At 70.5% G+C, this 16,758-nt stretch carries 11 protein-coding genes; 4 read left to right on the top strand and 7 right to left on the bottom strand.

Annotated elements, in window-relative coordinates:
• Positions 1-13 precede the first annotated feature (13 nt).
• On the top strand, positions 14-508 hold the full coding sequence (locus tag JKJ07_RS09035; RefSeq protein ID WP_202990847.1) for a carboxymuconolactone decarboxylase family protein: 495 nt from the start codon (positions 14-16) through the stop codon (positions 506-508).
• Here JKJ07_RS09035 and folE read toward each other — a convergent pair.
• The 6 genes from folE to dacB all read right to left on the bottom strand — a co-directional run bounded on the left by folE (position 505) and on the right by dacB (position 7,757).
• Positions 505-1,152 (bottom strand): GTP cyclohydrolase I FolE, encoded by a 648-nt coding sequence (gene folE / locus JKJ07_RS09030; RefSeq protein WP_202991765.1) that lies wholly within the window; start codon positions 1,150-1,152, stop codon positions 505-507. The two genes, JKJ07_RS09035 and folE, sit on opposite strands and share 4 nt — an antisense overlap.
• Positions 1,149-3,167 (bottom strand): ATP-dependent zinc metalloprotease FtsH, encoded by a 2,019-nt coding sequence (ftsH, locus tag JKJ07_RS09025; protein ID WP_202990846.1) that lies wholly within the window; start codon positions 3,165-3,167, stop codon positions 1,149-1,151. The genes folE and ftsH overlap by 4 nt, the downstream gene beginning before the upstream one ends.
• A 289-nt stretch (positions 3,168-3,456) precedes the next feature.
• Positions 3,457-4,032, bottom strand: a complete 576-nt coding sequence (gene hpt / locus JKJ07_RS09020) for a hypoxanthine phosphoribosyltransferase (protein ID WP_184954633.1) — start codon at positions 4,030-4,032, stop codon at positions 3,457-3,459.
• Positions 4,033-4,170: 138 nt separating this feature from the next.
• Entirely contained in the window at positions 4,171-5,223 is a 1,053-nt protein-coding gene (tilS, locus tag JKJ07_RS09015; RefSeq protein WP_202990845.1) for a tRNA lysidine(34) synthetase TilS, read from the bottom strand.
• Positions 5,224-5,237: 14 nt separating this feature from the next.
• Complete coding sequence (locus JKJ07_RS09010; RefSeq protein ID WP_202990844.1) at positions 5,238-6,299, bottom strand: zinc-dependent metalloprotease; 1,062 nt, start codon at positions 6,297-6,299, stop codon at positions 5,238-5,240.
• 84 nt (positions 6,300-6,383) lie between these two features.
• Positions 6,384-7,757, bottom strand: a complete 1,374-nt coding sequence (gene dacB, locus JKJ07_RS09005; RefSeq protein ID WP_307834180.1) for a D-alanyl-D-alanine carboxypeptidase/D-alanyl-D-alanine endopeptidase — start codon at positions 7,755-7,757, stop codon at positions 6,384-6,386.
• Positions 7,758-8,693: 936 nt separating this feature from the next.
• Here dacB and JKJ07_RS09000 point away from each other — a divergent pair.
• On the top strand, positions 8,694-9,197 hold the full coding sequence (locus JKJ07_RS09000) for an inorganic diphosphatase (RefSeq protein WP_202990843.1): 504 nt from the start codon (positions 8,694-8,696) through the stop codon (positions 9,195-9,197).
• A 102-nt stretch (positions 9,198-9,299) separates the two neighbouring features.
• Here JKJ07_RS09000 and eccD read toward each other — a convergent pair whose 3' ends face one another.
• The gene (gene eccD / locus JKJ07_RS08995) at positions 9,300-10,733 is read right to left on the bottom strand and encodes a type VII secretion integral membrane protein EccD (RefSeq protein WP_202990842.1); all 1,434 of its coding nucleotides are present in this window, start codon (positions 10,731-10,733) and stop codon (positions 9,300-9,302) included.
• Between the two features lie 142 nt (positions 10,734-10,875).
• Here eccD and eccCa point away from each other — a divergent pair, with 142 nt between their 5' ends.
• Together eccCa and mycP are read left to right on the top strand one after the other, a co-directional pair.
• Entirely contained in the window at positions 10,876-14,844 is a 3,969-nt protein-coding gene (eccCa, locus tag JKJ07_RS08990) for a type VII secretion protein EccCa (protein WP_202990841.1), read from the top strand.
• 118 nt (positions 14,845-14,962) lie between these two features.
• Complete coding sequence (gene mycP / locus JKJ07_RS08985; RefSeq protein WP_236028684.1) at positions 14,963-16,216, top strand: type VII secretion-associated serine protease mycosin; 1,254 nt, start codon at positions 14,963-14,965, stop codon at positions 16,214-16,216.
• Positions 16,217-16,758: the final 542 nt, after the last annotated feature.

The following is a 16,758-nucleotide window of genomic DNA, read 5'->3' as shown; positions in this document are numbered from 1 at the left end:
TACCGGAGGATCGATGTTCATCCAGCACACCCTCGAATCGGCGCCCGCCGCCTCCCGTCCGCTGATGGCGTCGACCGTGCAGCACCTCGGTCACCTGCCCGGCGCGGTCGCCCTGCTGGCCGAGTCGCCCGAGCTGCTCGGCGGGTTTCTGCAGGCCAGCAAGCTGTTCGAGGCGACCACGCTCGACCCGCTGGCCCGCGAGGTGGTGGTGATGGTGATCGCCGCCCGCAACCAGTGCCGGGTCTGCCTGGCCATGCACACCGGCCGCCTGCGGCAGTTGAACGCGGACGCGGAGCTGATCTCCGCCCTGCGTACGGGGGTGCGACCGGCTGATCTTCGCTTGGCGGCACTGCACGATTTCACGCTTCAGGTGCTGGCGACGGCCGGCGAAGCGGATCTGACGGAGTTTCTCGCGGCCGGCTTCACCACCCGCAACGCGCTCGAGGTGGTGCTGGGCATCGGGACGTACACGATGTCGACCCTGGCCAACCGGATGGTGGGGGCCTAACGGGCGTTGATCAACGCCATCGCCTCGGCGCGCACCTTGGCGTCGGTCTGATAAGCCCCGCGCACGGCCGAGGTGACCGTACGGGCGCCGACCTTGCGAATGCCGCGCATCTCCATGCACAGGTGCTCGCACTCGAGCACGACTATCGCCCCGCGCGCGTCCAGCTTGGCCATCAGCAGGTCGGCTATCTGCGAGGTCAGCCGCTCCTGCACCTGGGGCCGGCGGGCGTAGACCTCGACCAGGCGGGCCAGCTTGGAGAGCCCGGTGATCCGGCCGTGCGGGCCGGGGATGTAGCCGATGTGCGCCACGCCCTTGAACGGGAGCAGATGGTGCTCGCACATGCTCATCACTTCGATGTCACGGACGAGGACCATCTCTTCGTGGTCGGCCTCGAAGGTGGTGCGCAGCACGTCGGCCGGGTCGACCCGCAGGCCGGCGAACAGCTCCGCGTACGCCCGGGCCACGCGGGCCGGGGTGCGCTCCAGGCCGTCGCGGTCGGGATCTTCCCCGACCGCGATGAGGATCTCGCGAACCGCCTTCTCGATCCGCCCGAGGTCGACGGCCTGCTCGACCGGCGCACCGGTGAGCTTGCCGTCGACCAAACGGGCGGCGAGATAGTCCAGCTCGTCGTCGTCGCTGCTCAGTTGCTGCCGTCCGAGCTGCTGCTGCCGTTCGGGTTGGGCCCGACGGCGATCTGCCCGTCCGCCTCGGCCTGCGCCTTGAGCTTGTCGCGCTCGGCCGGGGTCAGCACCGGGGGCGCCTCGGAGGGCAGGCGCTTGCCGAAGCCGTTGAACGGCGACATCGGCGGGCGCTTGACCACGCGGACGCAGATCCGGTCCATGTCCTCGCGGGTGATGGTTTCTTTCTCCATCAGCTCGAGGACCATGCTGTCGAGGACGTCCCGGTATTCGACCAGGATCTCCCACGCCTCGTCGTGCGCCAGCTCGATGAGCGCGCGCACCTCGGCGTCGATGTCGGCCGCCACCGAGTCGGAGTAGTCCCGCTCGTGACCCATGTTGCGACCCATGAACGGCTCGTCGCCGCTGGTGCCGTACTTGACCGCACCGAGCTTGGAGCTCATGCCGTACTGGGTGACCATGGCCCGGGCCAGGCCCGACGCCTTCTCGATGTCGTTGCCGGCGCCGGTGGTGGGCTCGTGGAAGACGAGCTCCTCGGCGGCCCGGCCACCCAGCGCGTAGGCCAGGGTGTCGATCATCTCGGCGCGGGTCTGCGTGTACTTGTCTTCCGTCGGCAGCACCAGCGTGTGACCCAGCGAGCGGCCACGCGGCAGGATCGTCACCTTGTGCACCGGCGCGGAGTGCGGCAACGCGTAGGCCACCAGCGCGTGCCCACCCTCGTGGTACGCGGTGATCTTCTTCTCGTTGTCGCTCATCGCCCGCGTGCGGCGCTCGGGGCCGGCGATGACGCGGTCGATCGACTCCTCGAGGAACTCGTTGGAGATCGCCCGCTTCTCGTTACGCGCGGTCAGCAGCGCGGCCTCATTGATCACGTTGGCCAGGTCGGCGCCGGAGAAGCCCGGCGTGCGACGGGCCACGGAGTCGAGGTCGACGTCAGGCGTGAACGGCTTGCCCTTGGCGTGCACCCGGAGGATCTGCTTGCGACCCTCCATGTCCGGGTTGTCGACCGGGATCTGGCGGTCGAAACGGCCGGGACGCAGCAGCGCCGGGTCGAGGATGTCGGGCCGGTTGGTGGCCGCGATCAGGATGACCCCGCCCTTGGTGTCGAAGCCGTCCATCTCGACGAGCAGCTGGTTGAGCGTCTGCTCGCGCTCGTCGTGACCGCCGCCCATGCCGGCGCCGCGGTGCCGGCCGACGGCGTCGATCTCGTCGACGAAGACGATCGCCGGCGCGTTCGACTTGGCCTGCTCGAACAGGTCGCGGACGCGGCTCGCGCCGACACCCACGAACATCTCGACGAAGTCGGAACCCGAGATCGAGTAGAACGGCACTCCGGCCTCGCCGGCGACCGCGCGGGCCAGCAGCGTCTTACCCGTTCCGGGCGGGCCGAACAGCAGCACGCCCTTCGGGATCTTGGCGCCGAGCGCCTGATACTTCGCCGGGTTCTGCAGGAAGTCCTTGATCTCGTGCAGTTCCTGAACAGCCTCCTCCGAGCCCGCCACGTCGGCGAACGTCGTCTTGGGCGTGTCCTTGGTGATCATCTTCGCCTTGGACTTGCCGAAGTTGAGCACCCGCGAGCCGCCACCCTGCATCTGCGACATGAACAGCAGCAGCAGGATCACGAGAATCGCGATCGGAAGCAGGTTGATCAGCAGGCTGAAGAGGATGTTGTCACCCGAGACCGTGGCGTTGATCGTGCCGGTGATCCGGCCCGCGGTCTTGGCTTCCTGCACCTCGTTCCAGATCGCCTGCGTGACCTCGTACGGATACTGGGTCTCGATCTTGTCGGTGGTCTTGCCCTCGAACCGCTCGGGCGAGGCGAGATCGATCTGGAGCGTCTGCTCCTTGTCCTTCTGGACGACCTTCTCGATGCCCGGCTGGTTCAGGCGCTCGAGCGCCACCGAGGTATCTACGCGCTGGTAGCTCGGACCACTGGTGAAGAACGAGCTCAGCGCAATCACGCCGATGATCACCAGAATGATCCAGACCACCGGGCGGCGGAAGAAACGCGTACGTTCCATACTGTTGTCGGGCGCCAAGCGCCCGGACCCTCCTGATCGGCGTCCTGGTCACCTCAACGTGCCGCCCACCGACGGCCCCGGTCTGATACCCCCGCGGTAGCGAAGAAACCCCCGGCCCCTCCGGCGCTTGTGACACTGCGCCATCGGTCACTCGACGGTACACCGTGGGTGCCGCTTGCGAACCCGTGAGCCCGTCGCCCGGACATCCGCCGGCTGCCGCCCGTTCAGCAAGCTTTGGTGGCAAAACCGCCCATAAGGACGGATTTCTGAGAACAGACTGAGAAACGGTTCAGCTACGGGCGTAGACCTCGGGCTTCAACACCCCGACATACGGCAGCTCACGGTAGCGCTCCGCGAAATCCAGACCGTAACCGACGACGAACTCGTTGGGGATGTCGAACCCGACGTACTTCACCGGGACCTGCACCTTCACGGCGTCGGGCTTGCGGAACAGCGCGACCACCTCGACGCTGGCGGCCGAGCGCGACTGCAGATATTTCATCAGCCACGACAGGGTCAGCCCGGAGTCGACGATGTCCTCCACCACGACCACGTGGCGGCCGGTGATGTCGCGGTCGAGATCCTTGAGGATGCGCACGACGCCCGAGGACGTGGTGCCCTGCCCGTACGACGAGACGGCCATGAACTCCATCTCGGTGGACGGACCGTGACCGGCCAGCGCGCGGGCGAAGTCGGCCATGAACATGACCGCGCCCTTGAGCACGCAGACCAGGAGGATGCCGCCCTCCGCCCCCGTGTGGTCGGCGGAGACCTGCTTCGCCAGTTCGGCGATCTTTTCCCGGATCTGCTCCTCGGAGATGATCACGTGATCGATGTCGGAGTCGTACCAGGACCCGTCAGCCATGGACCCAGCGTGCCGTACGAAGGTTGCCGGTCGCCGCACGGGGCACCGATCAACTCGGCCTGAACCCCTGGAAAAGGGCCCGTTCCACCCACCGTGACCGGAGAATCCGACACTAGGAGTGACAACTCTCACAAGGCGTCAGGGCACTCGAACGAGTGCGCCCCGCTCACGGATCACCTGAATGCCGCCCGGCAGGTGCACCGCCCCCTGCCCGTGCCACTGCGTGACGAGGGCGTCGAGGGCCTCCACGTGCCGATGAGACAACGCGCTTCCGGGCGCGCCGAGTTCCCGGGCCCACCTGTGCAGCACCCGCCGCCGCAATGCCGGCCGCATGCCCGACAATTCCGAAATTTCAAGAGGCGGGCGTTTTGGCGTGCCGAGCAGCCGCCGCCTCCCCCGCCCACCCAGGGACGTGTCGGCAGAAGCTACACCGCTGTCAAGCTCGTCGGCCTCGGTTGTCCACAGGCCGTCCTCGGTTTTCCACAGGGCCTCGGCGGCCAACGCGTCCAGCGCCTCGTTGTCGGCTGCGATCATCAACGCCGACCGGGCCAGATTCGCCACCACGGCCGGCCCCAGCGCCTCGACCAGGGCAGGAAGAGCCGTCCCCCGTACGCGGGACCGAGCGAACGCCGGATCCGAGTTGTGCGGGTCCTCCCAGGGCACCAGCCCCTGAGCCGCGCACGCCTTGCGCGTGTCGGCCCGGGCCACGTCGAGCAGCGGCCGTACGAAGATGCCCTTGCGCGCCGGCATCCCGGCCAGCCCCCGCGGCCCCGCGCCCCGGGCCAGCGCCAGCAGCACCGTCTCGGCCTGATCGTCGCGGGTGTGCCCGAGCAGCACAGCCGCCGCTCCGGCCCGCGCCGCCGCCGCTTCCAACGCCGCATAACGGGCCGTCCGCGCGGCCGCCTCGGGCCCGCCCGGCAGCCCGTCCACCGACACCGTCTCCACCGTCACCGGCTCCAGACCAGCGGAGGAGGCCCAGGCCGCCACGTCGGCCGCTCGCGCCGCCGACCCCGCCTGCAGCCCGTGGTCGACGGTGACGAGCCCGACCGACCGGCCCACGAACCGAGCCGCCGCCGCCAGGGCCAGCGAATCCGCCCCGCCCGAGCACGCCACCAGCACCAGCCCGTCCGCGGGCAGGGCCCGGCGCACGGCCAGCCGCACCGCGGCGACGGCGGGCGGGATCCGGGCCATCAGGCGGTCACGGACTAGCCGCCGATCGCGGGCTGCGACCCGTGCACCCGGGTCACCCAGGCGTCGGGGTCGCCGAGCTCGTCGAGCCGCGGCAGCGTGAGCGGCGAGTCGAAGATCTTGTTGAAGCCGTCCATGCCGACCCGCTCGACCACGCCGTGCACGAACTTGCGGCCCTCGGCGTACTGCCGCATCTTGACCTCGATGCCGAGCAGCCGGCGCACGGCCTTCTCGAGCGGGTTGCCGCTCTCGCGCCGCCGGTTGAACTTGGCCCGGATCGACTCGACGCTCGGGATGACCTCGGGGCCGACCCCGTCCATCACGAACTCGGCGTGCCCCTCGAGCAGGGTCATCAGCGCGGTCAGCCGGTCGAGCACCGCCTTCTGCCCCGGGGTCTGCACGATGTCGAGCACCGAGGAGCGCGAATCGGGGTCGCGCAGCGCGTCGGACAGGGTGGCCACGCCGCGGCGCATGCGCTCGAGGATGTGCTCGGTGCTCTGCGACGCGTCGACGAAGGCCTGCACCTCGCCCAGGAAATAGCCGCGCATCCAGGGGACGGCGGTGAACTGGGTGCGGTGGGTGACCTCGTGCAGGCAGACCCAGAGCCGGAAGTCGCGCGAGTCGGCGCCGAGCTTGCGCTCCACCTCGACGATGTTGGGCGCGTTGAGCAGCAGCTGGCCGGGGTTGCCGGAGAACACCTCGTATTGCCCGAGGACCCGGCCCGACATGTAGGCCAGGATCGTGCCGGCCTGCACGCCGGTGACCCGCGAGCCGATCGCGTCGGCCAGCCCGCCCGGCTGCTTGTCGCCCGAGAGCCGGCTGACGAGCGGGATGATCACCTCTTTGAGGCCCGCGATGTTGACCGCGGCCCAGTCCTTGCGGTCGACCACCCGCACGGGCGGCACCTCGACCTGCGAGGTGAGACCCGTGTAGGCGGCCACGTGCCCGGCCGCCTCGTCGGTCAGATTCCGCAGCTCGGTCACCACCGCCATCGCGTCGTCATAAGACACCGCGGGGCCGGATTTCGACAGCGCGCCCGCGGTCGCGGCGGCCAGGTCCCAATCAACGAACTGCGCCATGCCCACCACCGTACCCGCGGAAATCGAGCCCAGACCTCAGGTGAAACCCGGAGATCAGCACCCACGTCCGCCGCCCGAACCGGACTAAAGGCATCCGCACGAGACCATGCGAGCGGCCACCCGGTCGAGCGCCGCCCGCCCGGTCACCGCGTTGGCCGACCCGCTCGCCATGATCGCGAAGACCAGCAGCCGCCCGTCGGCCGTCGTCAGCACCCCGGCCATCGTGTTGACGCCGCTCAACGTGCCGGTCTTGGCCCGCACGACGCCCTGCCCGACCTGGTTGGGCGCGGGCTTGACGAACCGCTTGGTCATCGTGCCCGACCAGCCGGCCACCGGCAGCCCGCCGAACATGCTGCTCAGCGCGGGTTTCTGCCCCGACGCGGCGAACGCCAGCAGCTGGGTCAGCAGGGTCGGGCTGATCCCGTTGTTGCGCGACAGGCCGCTCGCGTCGTACAGGTTGGCCTCGTCGGCGGGCAGCCCGAGGTCGCGCATCCGGCCGATGATCGCGTCGGTGGCGTTGTCGAACGTGCCCGCCTTGCCCCCGGCGATCGCGACCTGCCGGCCCAGCACCTCGGCCGCCGTGTTGTCGCTCTGCTCGAGCATCCAGTCGGTGAGCTGCACCATCGGCGGCGACTGGACGATCCCCAGCTGCTGACCGGCGGCCGGCGCTTTGCCCTTTTTCACGGCCGCCGCCGGCACCCCGAGCATCTTCGCGAACGCCTTGGCCGCCGCGTCGGCCGGATTCGACGAGCGCGGGTCACCGCCGAACTCGTTGTGGATCGGCTTCACCCGTCCCGCGTTGACCATGAGCGCCTGAATGCGGGAGACCTGCCCGAACGAGATGTCGCTGGAGTCCCATCCGCGAGCCGTCTCGGGCCCGCTGAACAGCGAGGTGTCGTACAGCAAACGGGTTGGCTTGGTCGTCCCCAGCGCCTTCTTGACCTGGGCCGCCAGCAGATCGAGCCGCGCGGCGCCGGGGAACAGCGTGTTCTTGGCCGTGGCCAGCGTCGGGTCGCCGCCGCCGATCAGCACGACCTCGCCCGGCGCGCTGCCCGCCACCACGCGGGTGCTCAGCCGGTACGACGGTCCGCGCGCATCCAGGATCGCGGCCGCCGTCAGCAGCTTCGTCGTCGAGGCGGGCGTGGTCATCGTGTCCGCGTTACGCGCGTAGAGCACCTCGTCCGAGCCCACGTCGAGCACCGCCACGTGCACCTTCGTGCCCAGCGCGGCCGACTTCACGAGCGGGTCGATCGCCCTGGTCACGCCGTCGCTGGTGAGTGCCGTGCCACCACCGGTCGCCGCCACGAGCACCGGCGTGGGCGACGCTTCGGGCGTGGCCGGGGCCGGCGTGGGCGATGTGGTGGGTTCGGCCGACAACCAGCCGTCGACCGGGCCCGGGCGCACCAGTCCGACCACGCCCGCGGCGACCACCAAAACGATCACCACCGAAAGGGCCACAAACCATTTCGTACGACTTGGGGAATCGGCACCCACTGCACCTGGCCCGGCGCCGTCGTCGGTCCGGGCCGAATCGCCCGCTACGGGGGATAATGCCGGGTCAAGCGCATTCAGCGCGACACCCCCGGCAGCCCCGCCAACGGCGCCCGCCACCCCGGCACCGCCCCTGGCACCCGCCCCCGCAGGCCCGCTCCCCGCCACCGGCCCGGTCGCCGCCGGCCCCGCCGCAGGTCCGCTCCCCGCAGCCGGCCCGCTCGCCGCTGGCCCCGCCGCAGGTCCGCTCTCCGCAGCCGGCCCGCTCCGCCCACTGGCCGCAGCCGGCGACGTCGGCCGCACGTTGTTGATCGGCACCGAAGCTCGCCCATAGGTCCCGCCGCCCGCCTCAGCCGGAGCCGTAGCCCAGGCCCCCTGCGCACGCTCCGCGGAGGGCGCCGCAATCCGCGCCGTCTCGTCAGCCGAACCACTGTGATCTTGTCCCGAATCCTGCGGCCGCACCTGCCGATCTTGCGGCCCGTCCGCGTCCCCGCGCTGGGGTTGCCGCGAATCGCTGGAAACCTGTGCCCGACCGGGCGTCGATTCCGGCCGAACGGGTGGCTGAGCCGGGGTTTCTGGGGACTGCTGCGGCTTTTGTGCCGTCACGTGACCCCTGAGATCGACGGTCGGGCCGGGCTGCGCCGAAGAATCATCCGCACGGGCCGCCGCCGGGTTACCGTTTCCGGAGCCCCGATGCGACTCGGACACGCCGTCGTAGTCGGGACCATCGTGTGAATCTTGCCTCCCCACGAGCCCCTCCTAGAACACGGCGTAAGACTTAGGGGAGACTAGCGACATCCGGCACGTCGTCGCGCGCGGATCCTGTGGCCGCCTCTGTCCGGCCGCAGTCTTTCCCGCCCGTGGCACCGGTATCTCTCAGCGGGCGAACAAGGGAGTCACGTTATGGATTTCGACGTAGTGGTTGAGATCCCCAAGGGACACCGCAACAAGTACGAGGTCGACCACAAGACCGGTCGCATCCGCCTCGACCGGACCCTGTTCACCTCGACGCAGTATCCGGCCGACTACGGCTTCATCGAGGGCACCCTGGGCCAGGACGGCGACCCGCTGGACGCGCTCGTGCTGGTGCAGGAGCCGACGTTCCCGGGCTGCCTGATCCGGGCCCGCGCCATCGGCATGTATCGGATGACCGACGAGAAGGGCCGCGACGACAAGGTCCTCTGCGTCCCCTTCGAGGACCCGCGTCAGGAGCACCTGCGCGACATCCACCACCTGGGCGAGTTCGACCGGATGGAGATCCAGCACTTCTTCACGGTCTACAAGGACCTCGAGCCGGGCAAGTCGGTCGAGGGCGCCACCTGGACCGGCCGGGTCGAGGCGGAGGAAGAGATCAGGGCTTCCTTCAAGCGCCAGGAGGCCGCCGAGGCCGAGGGCCTCGACCACTGACCTGAGTCACCAACGAGAGGTCGCGCCCCGCCGTCGCCCGCCGACGTCGCGCGACCGCACGCGCGGACGAAGCCGAAAAGCATCGTCCGCGCGTTTCTCTTTTCAGATGCTGATGCTGGTCACGGCGTCGTAGAGACCGACCACGGCGCACGCCACCGGGATCACCGACACGACCACGAGCGTGTCCAGCAGGTCGGCGGCGCGGCCCAGATAGGGCGAGGGCGGCTTGCGGGAGTAGGTCGCGCCGGCCACCACGGTGATCAGCGCCAGCACCAGCGCGGCCGCGGTCACGCCGAGCAGCACGGTCGCGTCGGCGCCGCGCAGCATGTCGATGCCGAGCGCGGCCACCCCGGCCAGGCCGCCGATGACCAGCGGCACCCGCTGGCGCAGCGTGACGAACAGCCGCGAGCGCAGCAGCAGCGCCGCCGCGGAGACGCCCATCAGGATGCGGGCCGAGAGCGAGTCGGCCACGGAGAGCACCCCGAACGCGGCCACGGCGAGCACGGCGTGGCCGAGCAGCATGCCGGCCAGCAGTTCCTCGGTGCGGGTGACGGCCGCGAAGACGGTGGCCCGGTCGGGGCGCTCACGGGCGGCGTCGAGCGCGCTGGCCGCGCTGACCCCGGTGAAGCCCTCGGCCGCCTCGGCCCCGGTCGGCAGCGTGACCGGCGGCATGGGGACCTTGCCGAAGCGGATCGCCAGCAGCGGCAGCGCGCCGATCCCGCAGACCAGGATCGAGATCAGCACGGCGGCGGCCCCCGCGGCGCTGGTGACCATGCTGGTCAGGGCGGTGATCGCGCCGAACAGGCCGACCACGGCGCCCGCCGTGAACAGGCGCAGCTGGCCCGAGACGCCGACCGCGCCGAGGGCGGCCACCAGCAGCAGCGCGACCGAGCCGGCCAGCAGTTCGGAGCCGCCGAGCCAGGGCAGCAGGCCGAACACGCCGACCCGGTCGTCGGTGGCGACCAGGACGGCGCCGCCGGCGAAGGCGAACGGCATCGCGTACGCCCCGAGGGCGGCTCCGGCGCGGGCATCCCCGTACGCCCGGGAGGCCGTCACCCCGGCCAGCGCGAGCAGCACCGCCAGGCCGAGCCCGGCGAAGGCGGCGCCCGTCCACCCCGGTCCGGCGGCGAGCACCGCGAGCAGGCCCAGCGCGAGCAGCACCCCGGCCCCGACCAGGGTGGCCGTGCGGGTGGAGGCAGGCGTCCAGGCGTTGCCGCGGCGACGGGCGCCCTCGGCGATGGCCTCGACCACATCGTCGTACTCGAGCTCGGGCCACTCGTCGTGGGCCGGCACCAGGTGGAGCACCTCGCCGTCCCGTACGCCCTGGGGGAAAAGACCTTGAGCCGTGGCCAGGGCGACGCCGTCGGTGCGCCGGAGCACCCAGCCGCCGTGCTTCTCGCCGTCGTCGGCCAGGCCCTCGCCCGCGTGCCGCAGCACCTCGGGCAGCAACTCGGCCAGCGGCACGTGCTCCGGCAGCGCCACGTCGATGCGGCGCTGCGGGGCGCTGATCGTGACCCGCGCCAGTCCGATACTCATCGATCCACCTCCCCCATGTGCCCGCTTTTCCTCATCGATGAGGACGAGGCTGCGGACGCAAGCGCACTTTACCTACCATGAGGCCAGCGCAGCGCCCGGCTGCGGAGCTGCACCTTTGTGGACGAAAGGGAAATAAGGCGGAATGAGTACGGTTGTGATCAAGCGGTCGGCCCGGCGCCCCGCGCCGGAGATTCCGACCGGCGAGATCGCCGTCGAGCCGCCACCCGAGATCCCGCAGGCGACCGGGGGCCGCTGGCAGCAGGCGATGATGGCCCTGCCGATGCTCGGCGGCTCGGTTGCGATGGCGATGATGATGGGCCGCGGCAGCACCGGGCCGTACGCCTACGTGATCGGTGGCCTGTTCGGCATCTCGTCGATCGCCATGCTGGTCACCAGCTTCGGCTCCAACGGCTCGCCCAAGAAGGCCGAGATGATGGCGGCCCGCCGCGAATACCTGCGGCACCTCTCGGGCCTGCGCAAACGCGTCCGCGAGACGGCCAACAAGCAGCGTGTCGGCCTGCTCTATCGTCATCCCGATCCCACCAAGCTCTGGTCCACCGCCGGCAGCCATCGAGTATGGGAGCGGCGCACCAGCGACCCCGACTTCGGCGTCGTGCGGCTGGCCGTCGGCCCGCAGACGCTGGCCACCCCGCTGCTGCCGCCGGTGACCCGCCCGCTCGACGAGCTCGAGCCGATGACCGCGGGGGCGCTGCGCCGCTTCCTGGACGCCTATTCGGTGGTGCCCGACCTGCCCGTGGCGGCCTCGCTGCGCGGGTTCGCGCGGGTCTTCCTGCGCGGCAGCGGACCGGGCACGACCGCCGACGTGCAGGGCCTGAGCCGCGCGGTCGTCGCCCAGCTGGCCACCTTCCACGCGCCCGACGACCTGATCGTCGCGGTCTGCGCCGGGCCCGAGCGCCGCTCCTCGTGGGAGTGGGTCAAGTGGCTGCCGCACAACCTGCACCCGGCCCGCACCGACGCGCTCGGCCACGTGCGCCTGGTCGCGAGCACCGGCCAGGAGCTGGAGAAGCTGCTCGAAGACGTGATCGGCAACCGCCCGCGGTTCAATCCGATGGGGCAGAGCATCAGCACGCCGCACGTCGTGATCGTGCTCGACGGCGCCGACCTCAAGGGCGCGACCCAGCTCGACGACGGCATCGACGGCGTCACCGTGCTCGACCTCGACGAGCAGCCCCCGCGCCTGCTCGACCGCTCGCTGCTCGTGCTCGAGGTGGCCCATCACGGCGGCCGCCGGGTGCTCAACACGTATTCGATGGAGCACGAGGCCGAGGTCGGCACCCCCGACCGGCTCGGCGTCGAGCAGGCCGAGGCGGTCGCGCGCCGGCTGTCCCCGCTGCGCCTGGCCGCGATGTCGAAGTCGGCCGACACCCCGCTGGCCACCGAGATGGGCCTGTCCGACCTGCTCGGCATCGGCGATCCCGAGACGTTCAGCGTGGCCCAGGCCTGGATGCCGCGCCCCAATCGCGACAAGTTGCGCGTGCCGATCGGCGTGGGGGCCGACGGCGCCCCGGTCGAGCTCGACCTCAAGGAGTCGGCGCAGGACGGCATGGGCCCGCACGGCCTGCTCATCGGCGCCACCGGTTCCGGCAAGTCCGAGCTGCTGCGCACGCTGGTGCTGGCGCTGGCCACCACGCATTCGTCCGAGACGCTCAACTTCGTGCTGATCGACTTCAAGGGCGGCGCGACCTTCGCCTCGCTCGACCGGCTGCCGCACACCGCCGCCGTCATCACCAACCTGGCCGACGAGCTGCCGCTGGTCGACCGCATGGTCGACGCGATCGACGGCGAGATGATCCGGCGGCAGGAGGTGCTGCGCAAGGCGGGCAACTACGCCAGCCTGCGCGACTACGAGAAGGCCCGGGCCGGCGGGGCCGCCCTGCCCCCGCTGCCGTCGCTGCTCGTGATCTGCGACGAGTTCTCCGAGCTGCTGTCGGCCAAGCCCGACTTCATCGACCTGTTCGTCCAGATCGGACGGCTGGGCCGCTCGCTCGGCGTGCACCTGCTGCTGGCCAGCCAGCGGCTCGAGGAGGGCCGGCTGCGCGGGCTAGACACCCACTTGTCGTACAGGGTGGGTCTGCGAACCTTCTCCGCGCTGGAGTCCCGCGCCGTCCTCGGCGTGCCGGACGCGTACGAGCTGCCCCGCTCGCCCGGTCACGGCTATCTCAAGTTCGGCACCGAGCCGCTGCTGCGCTTCAAGGCGGCGTACGTCTCGGGTCCGCTGCCCAAGGCCCGCACGCGTGCCGCCGCCGGGGGCGCCGGAGCCGAGCCGCAGGTGCTGTCGTATTCGACGCGCTATGTGCCCGCGCCCAAACCGGTCAAGCCAATCGAGCCCAAACCCGAGGAGATCCCGGCCGGCGAGAGCGTGCTCGACGTGACGGTCGACCGGCTCGGCGGGCAGGGACCACCGGCCCACCAGGTGTGGCTGCCGCCGCTCACCCAGTCGGCGGCGCTCGACGAGCTGCTCGGCCCGGTGGTGGCCGACTCGGCCCGCGGCCTGGCCTTCGCCAACCCCGAGCTGCACGGCGCGCTGCAGGTGCCGATCGCGATGGTCGACAAGCCCCGCGAGCAGCTGCGCGACGTCATGTGGCTGCAGCTGGCGGGCGCGGCCGGGCACGTCGCCGTGGTCGGCTCGACGCTGAGCGGCAAGTCGACGGCGCTGCGCTCGATGGTGTGCGGGCTCGCGCTCACCCACACCCCAGCCGAGGTGCAGGTCTACTGCCTCGACTTCGGCGGCGGGGCGCTCGGCACGCTGCGCGACCTGCCGCACGTGGGTGGCGTCTCGGGCCGCCTCGACACGGTGGGCGTCCGCCGTACGGTGGGTGAGATCTCGACCCTGCTGGCCGAGCGGGAGGCCCGCTTCGGCGCGATGGGCATCGACTCGATGGCGTCATACCGGCGGCGCCGCGCGAACACCGCCTCGCAGGCCGGCGACAACGACCCGTTCGGCGACGTGTTCCTCGTCGTGGACGGCTGGTCCACATTGCGCAAAGAGTACGAAGAGCTCGAATCGGTCGTCACCGACATCGCCACCCGAGGCCTCTCGTACGGGATCCACGTCGTCGCCGCGACCTCCCGGTGGATGGACTTCCGGCCGGCGATCCGCGACCTCTTCGGCTCCCGGCTCGAGCTGCGGCTGGGTGACCCGAGCGACTCGACGGTCAACCGCCGGGCCGCGATGACGGTGCCCGAGAAGCCCGGCCGCGGCATCATCGAGCACCCGACGGACAAGCAGAAGTTCCTGCACCTGCTCACGGTGCGACCGGAGCTGAGCACGCTGGCCGACACGAGCGACCTGGTCAAGGAGATCGCGGCCAACTGGCACGGCGCTCCGGCTCCCCGGGTGCGCCTGCTGCCGGCCGTGGTGCCGTACGCGGATCTGGATCTGTCGCGCAGCAGCGGGCTCCGCCTGCCCATCGGCATCTCCGAGGCCGACCTGCAGCCCGTCGAGATCGACTTCGCCTCGGACCCGCACTTCCTGCTCTTCGGCGACGCCGAGTGCGGCAAGTCGACGTTCCTGCGCGGCGTGGCCACGACGATCACGCAGCGGTTCGCGCCCGAGGAGGCCCGGATCATCCTGGTCGACTATCGGCGCTCCCTCATGGACCTGCCCGAGACGGATCACCGCATCGGCTACGGCATCCAGGCCCAGAAAACGCTCGAGCTGATGCAGTCGGTCGCCGGCTACATGGAACGTCGCCTGCCCGGCCCCGACGTGACCGCTCAGCAGCTGCGCGAGCGCTCCTGGTGGACCGGCCCCGAGCTGTTCGTCCTGGTCGACGACTACGACCTGGTCGTGGCGGGGCCGACCAACCCGCTCACGCCGCTGCTCGAGTATCTGCCCCAGGCCCGCGACGTCGGCCTGCACCTGATTCTCACGCGACGCGCGGGCGGCGCCGGCCGGTCCCTCTACGAGCCGATCATCCAGCGGCTGCGCGAGCTCTCGGCGCCGGGCCTGGTCATGTCGGGCCCGGCCGACGAGGGCGCGCTCGTCGGCCCGGTCCGGCCGACACCGATGCCGCCCGGTCGTGGCCGGCTCGTCACGCGGCGTGAGGGCGTACGGCTGATTCAGCTGGCCCACCTGCCGCCGTTCTGAGACGCACGAAGATTTAACAGACTGGCGGTGCGACAACCATCGACCGATCCCCTCCCCAAAGCGCGGTTTCGGAGTAATCTGCATCGACCGTGTTCCCGGCCTTTGGAGGCGGTGCGCCTTGGTGAGTGGTCGCCGACTGGCCGCTGCCGCGATGGCTGGGCTCTTCGCACTCGGCATTCCGGTCAATCCGGTCGCCGCCACGCCTGGCGTGCCAGCCGAACCGAGCCCGCTCCAAGGCGATTCCGTCCGCGCCGACGAGTGGCATCTGTCCACCCTCAACGTCACCGAGGCGTGGACCTACGCCAACGGCGCCGGGGTGACGGTCGCGGTGATCGACTCCGGCGTCGACGCCGACCATCCCGACCTGCTGGGCCAGGTGCTGCCCGGCCTCGACCTGGTCGACGACAAGGGCGACGGCGACACCGACCTGGTCGGCCACGGCACCACGGTCTCCGGCATCATCGCGGGCCGCGGCGACGACCAGACCGGCGTGGTCGGCATCGCACCCAAGGCCAAGATCCTCCCCGTACGGGTCCTGGACGAGGACAACCGCTACAACGACGCCCTGATCGTCGCGCAGGGTGTCCGCTGGGCCGTCGACAAGGGCGCCAAGGTGATCAACCTGTCGCTCGGCGGCAACGGCAGCAGCGCCGCCCTCGCCGCGGCGCTCGACTACGCGTTCGCCAAAGACGTCGTGGTCATCGCCTGCACGGGCAACATCAGCGCATCGTCGACGACCGGAGTCTGGTATCCGGCTCGCGAACCCGGCGTGCTCGCCGTGGCCGGCATGGAACGCGACGGCGCCACCCTGTGGTCGGGCTCGATCACCGGCAAGGAAACGGTCGTCACGGCCCCCGCCACCCAACTGATCGGCGCCAACTCCGGCGGCGACTACTGGAAGGTGCAGGGCACGAGCTTCGCGGCCCCCATGGTCTCGGCCACCGCGGCGCTGATCCGCTCCCGCTGGCCCGACATGCCCGCCGGCGAGGTCATCAACCGCATCATCCGCACGGCGAAAGACAAAGGCGCCCCCGGCCGCGACCCGGTGTTCGGCTTCGGCCTGGTCGACCCGGTCGGCGCCCTGACCGCCTCGGTCGACCCGGTCTTCGAAAACCCGCTCGACACGTCCCCGTCCCCGGGCATCGCCCGCTTCGGCAGCGCCCCCGTCCCCGGCCAGGCCCAATCGGCCCCCGACGGCGAGACGCAACAATTCGTCCCGGCCGACCCCGACAAGGACGCCGGAAGCGGCGCCGCGCCCACGGCTTCGGCCCCCACGCCCCCCAACCAAACCTGGTGGGCCGCGGCGGCCCTGTTCTTGCTGTCCATAATGGCCGCGGTTCTCACCGTCCGCCGTTTTGCCGGCACCACCTAACCGCTGTCGCGTCGCCGGCCGAGCGCCCTTTGTAGACATTCGCGGTTCGGATCGGTGAGTGAGTACTCGCTTACATCAGTCACGAGCCGGTAAGTGAGCACTCACAAACGTCAGCCCCGCGACTGGTAAGTGAGTCCTCACAAACACCGGACCACGATGCTGGTGAGCGAGCTCCCACAAACACCAACCCCAGACGCCGTAAGTGAGCACTCACAAACACGGAACCAGATGCAGTGAGTGAGTCCTCACAAACACCGACCCGGACGCAGTAAGTGAGCGCTCACAAACACCGAACCTGACCCGGTGAGTGAGTCCTCAAAAACACCGGTCCAGACCCCAGTGAGTGAGTCCTCACAAACCCGGGCCCAGATGCAGTAAGTGAGCACTCACAAACCCCGGCCCAGACCCAGCAAGAGAGCACTCACAAACCCCGGCCCAGACCCAGCAAGAGAGCACTCACAAACCCCGGCCCAGACCCAGCAAGAGAGCACTCACAAACCCCGGCCCAGACCCAGCAAGAGAGCACTCACAAACCCCGGCCC

This window comes from Paractinoplanes lichenicola (assembly GCF_016785085.1).
Classification (GTDB): domain Bacteria; phylum Actinomycetota; class Actinomycetes; order Mycobacteriales; family Micromonosporaceae; genus Actinoplanes; species Actinoplanes lichenicola.
The sequence above is the reverse complement of the archived record's forward strand: the minus strand, read 5'-3'. Positions and strand labels throughout refer to the sequence as shown.

Coding starts and splice junctions, on each gene's coding strand:
- ftsH (WP_202990846.1), bottom strand. CDS start 3,167: ATGGAACGTACGCGTTTCTTCCGCCGCCCGGTGGTCTGGATCATTCTG.
- JKJ07_RS09035 (WP_202990847.1), top strand. CDS start 14: ATGTTCATCCAGCACACCCTCGAATCGGCGCCCGCCGCCTCCCGTCCG.
- JKJ07_RS09000 (WP_202990843.1), top strand. CDS start 8,694: ATGGATTTCGACGTAGTGGTTGAGATCCCCAAGGGACACCGCAACAAG.
- JKJ07_RS09010 (WP_202990844.1), bottom strand. CDS start 6,299: ATGGCGCAGTTCGTTGATTGGGACCTGGCCGCCGCGACCGCGGGCGCG.
- eccCa (WP_202990841.1), top strand. CDS start 10,876: ATGAGTACGGTTGTGATCAAGCGGTCGGCCCGGCGCCCCGCGCCGGAG.
- eccD (WP_202990842.1), bottom strand. CDS start 10,733: ATGAGTATCGGACTGGCGCGGGTCACGATCAGCGCCCCGCAGCGCCGC.
- tilS (WP_202990845.1), bottom strand. CDS start 5,223: ATGGCCCGGATCCCGCCCGCCGTCGCCGCGGTGCGGCTGGCCGTGCGC.
- hpt (WP_184954633.1), bottom strand. CDS start 4,032: ATGGCTGACGGGTCCTGGTACGACTCCGACATCGATCACGTGATCATC.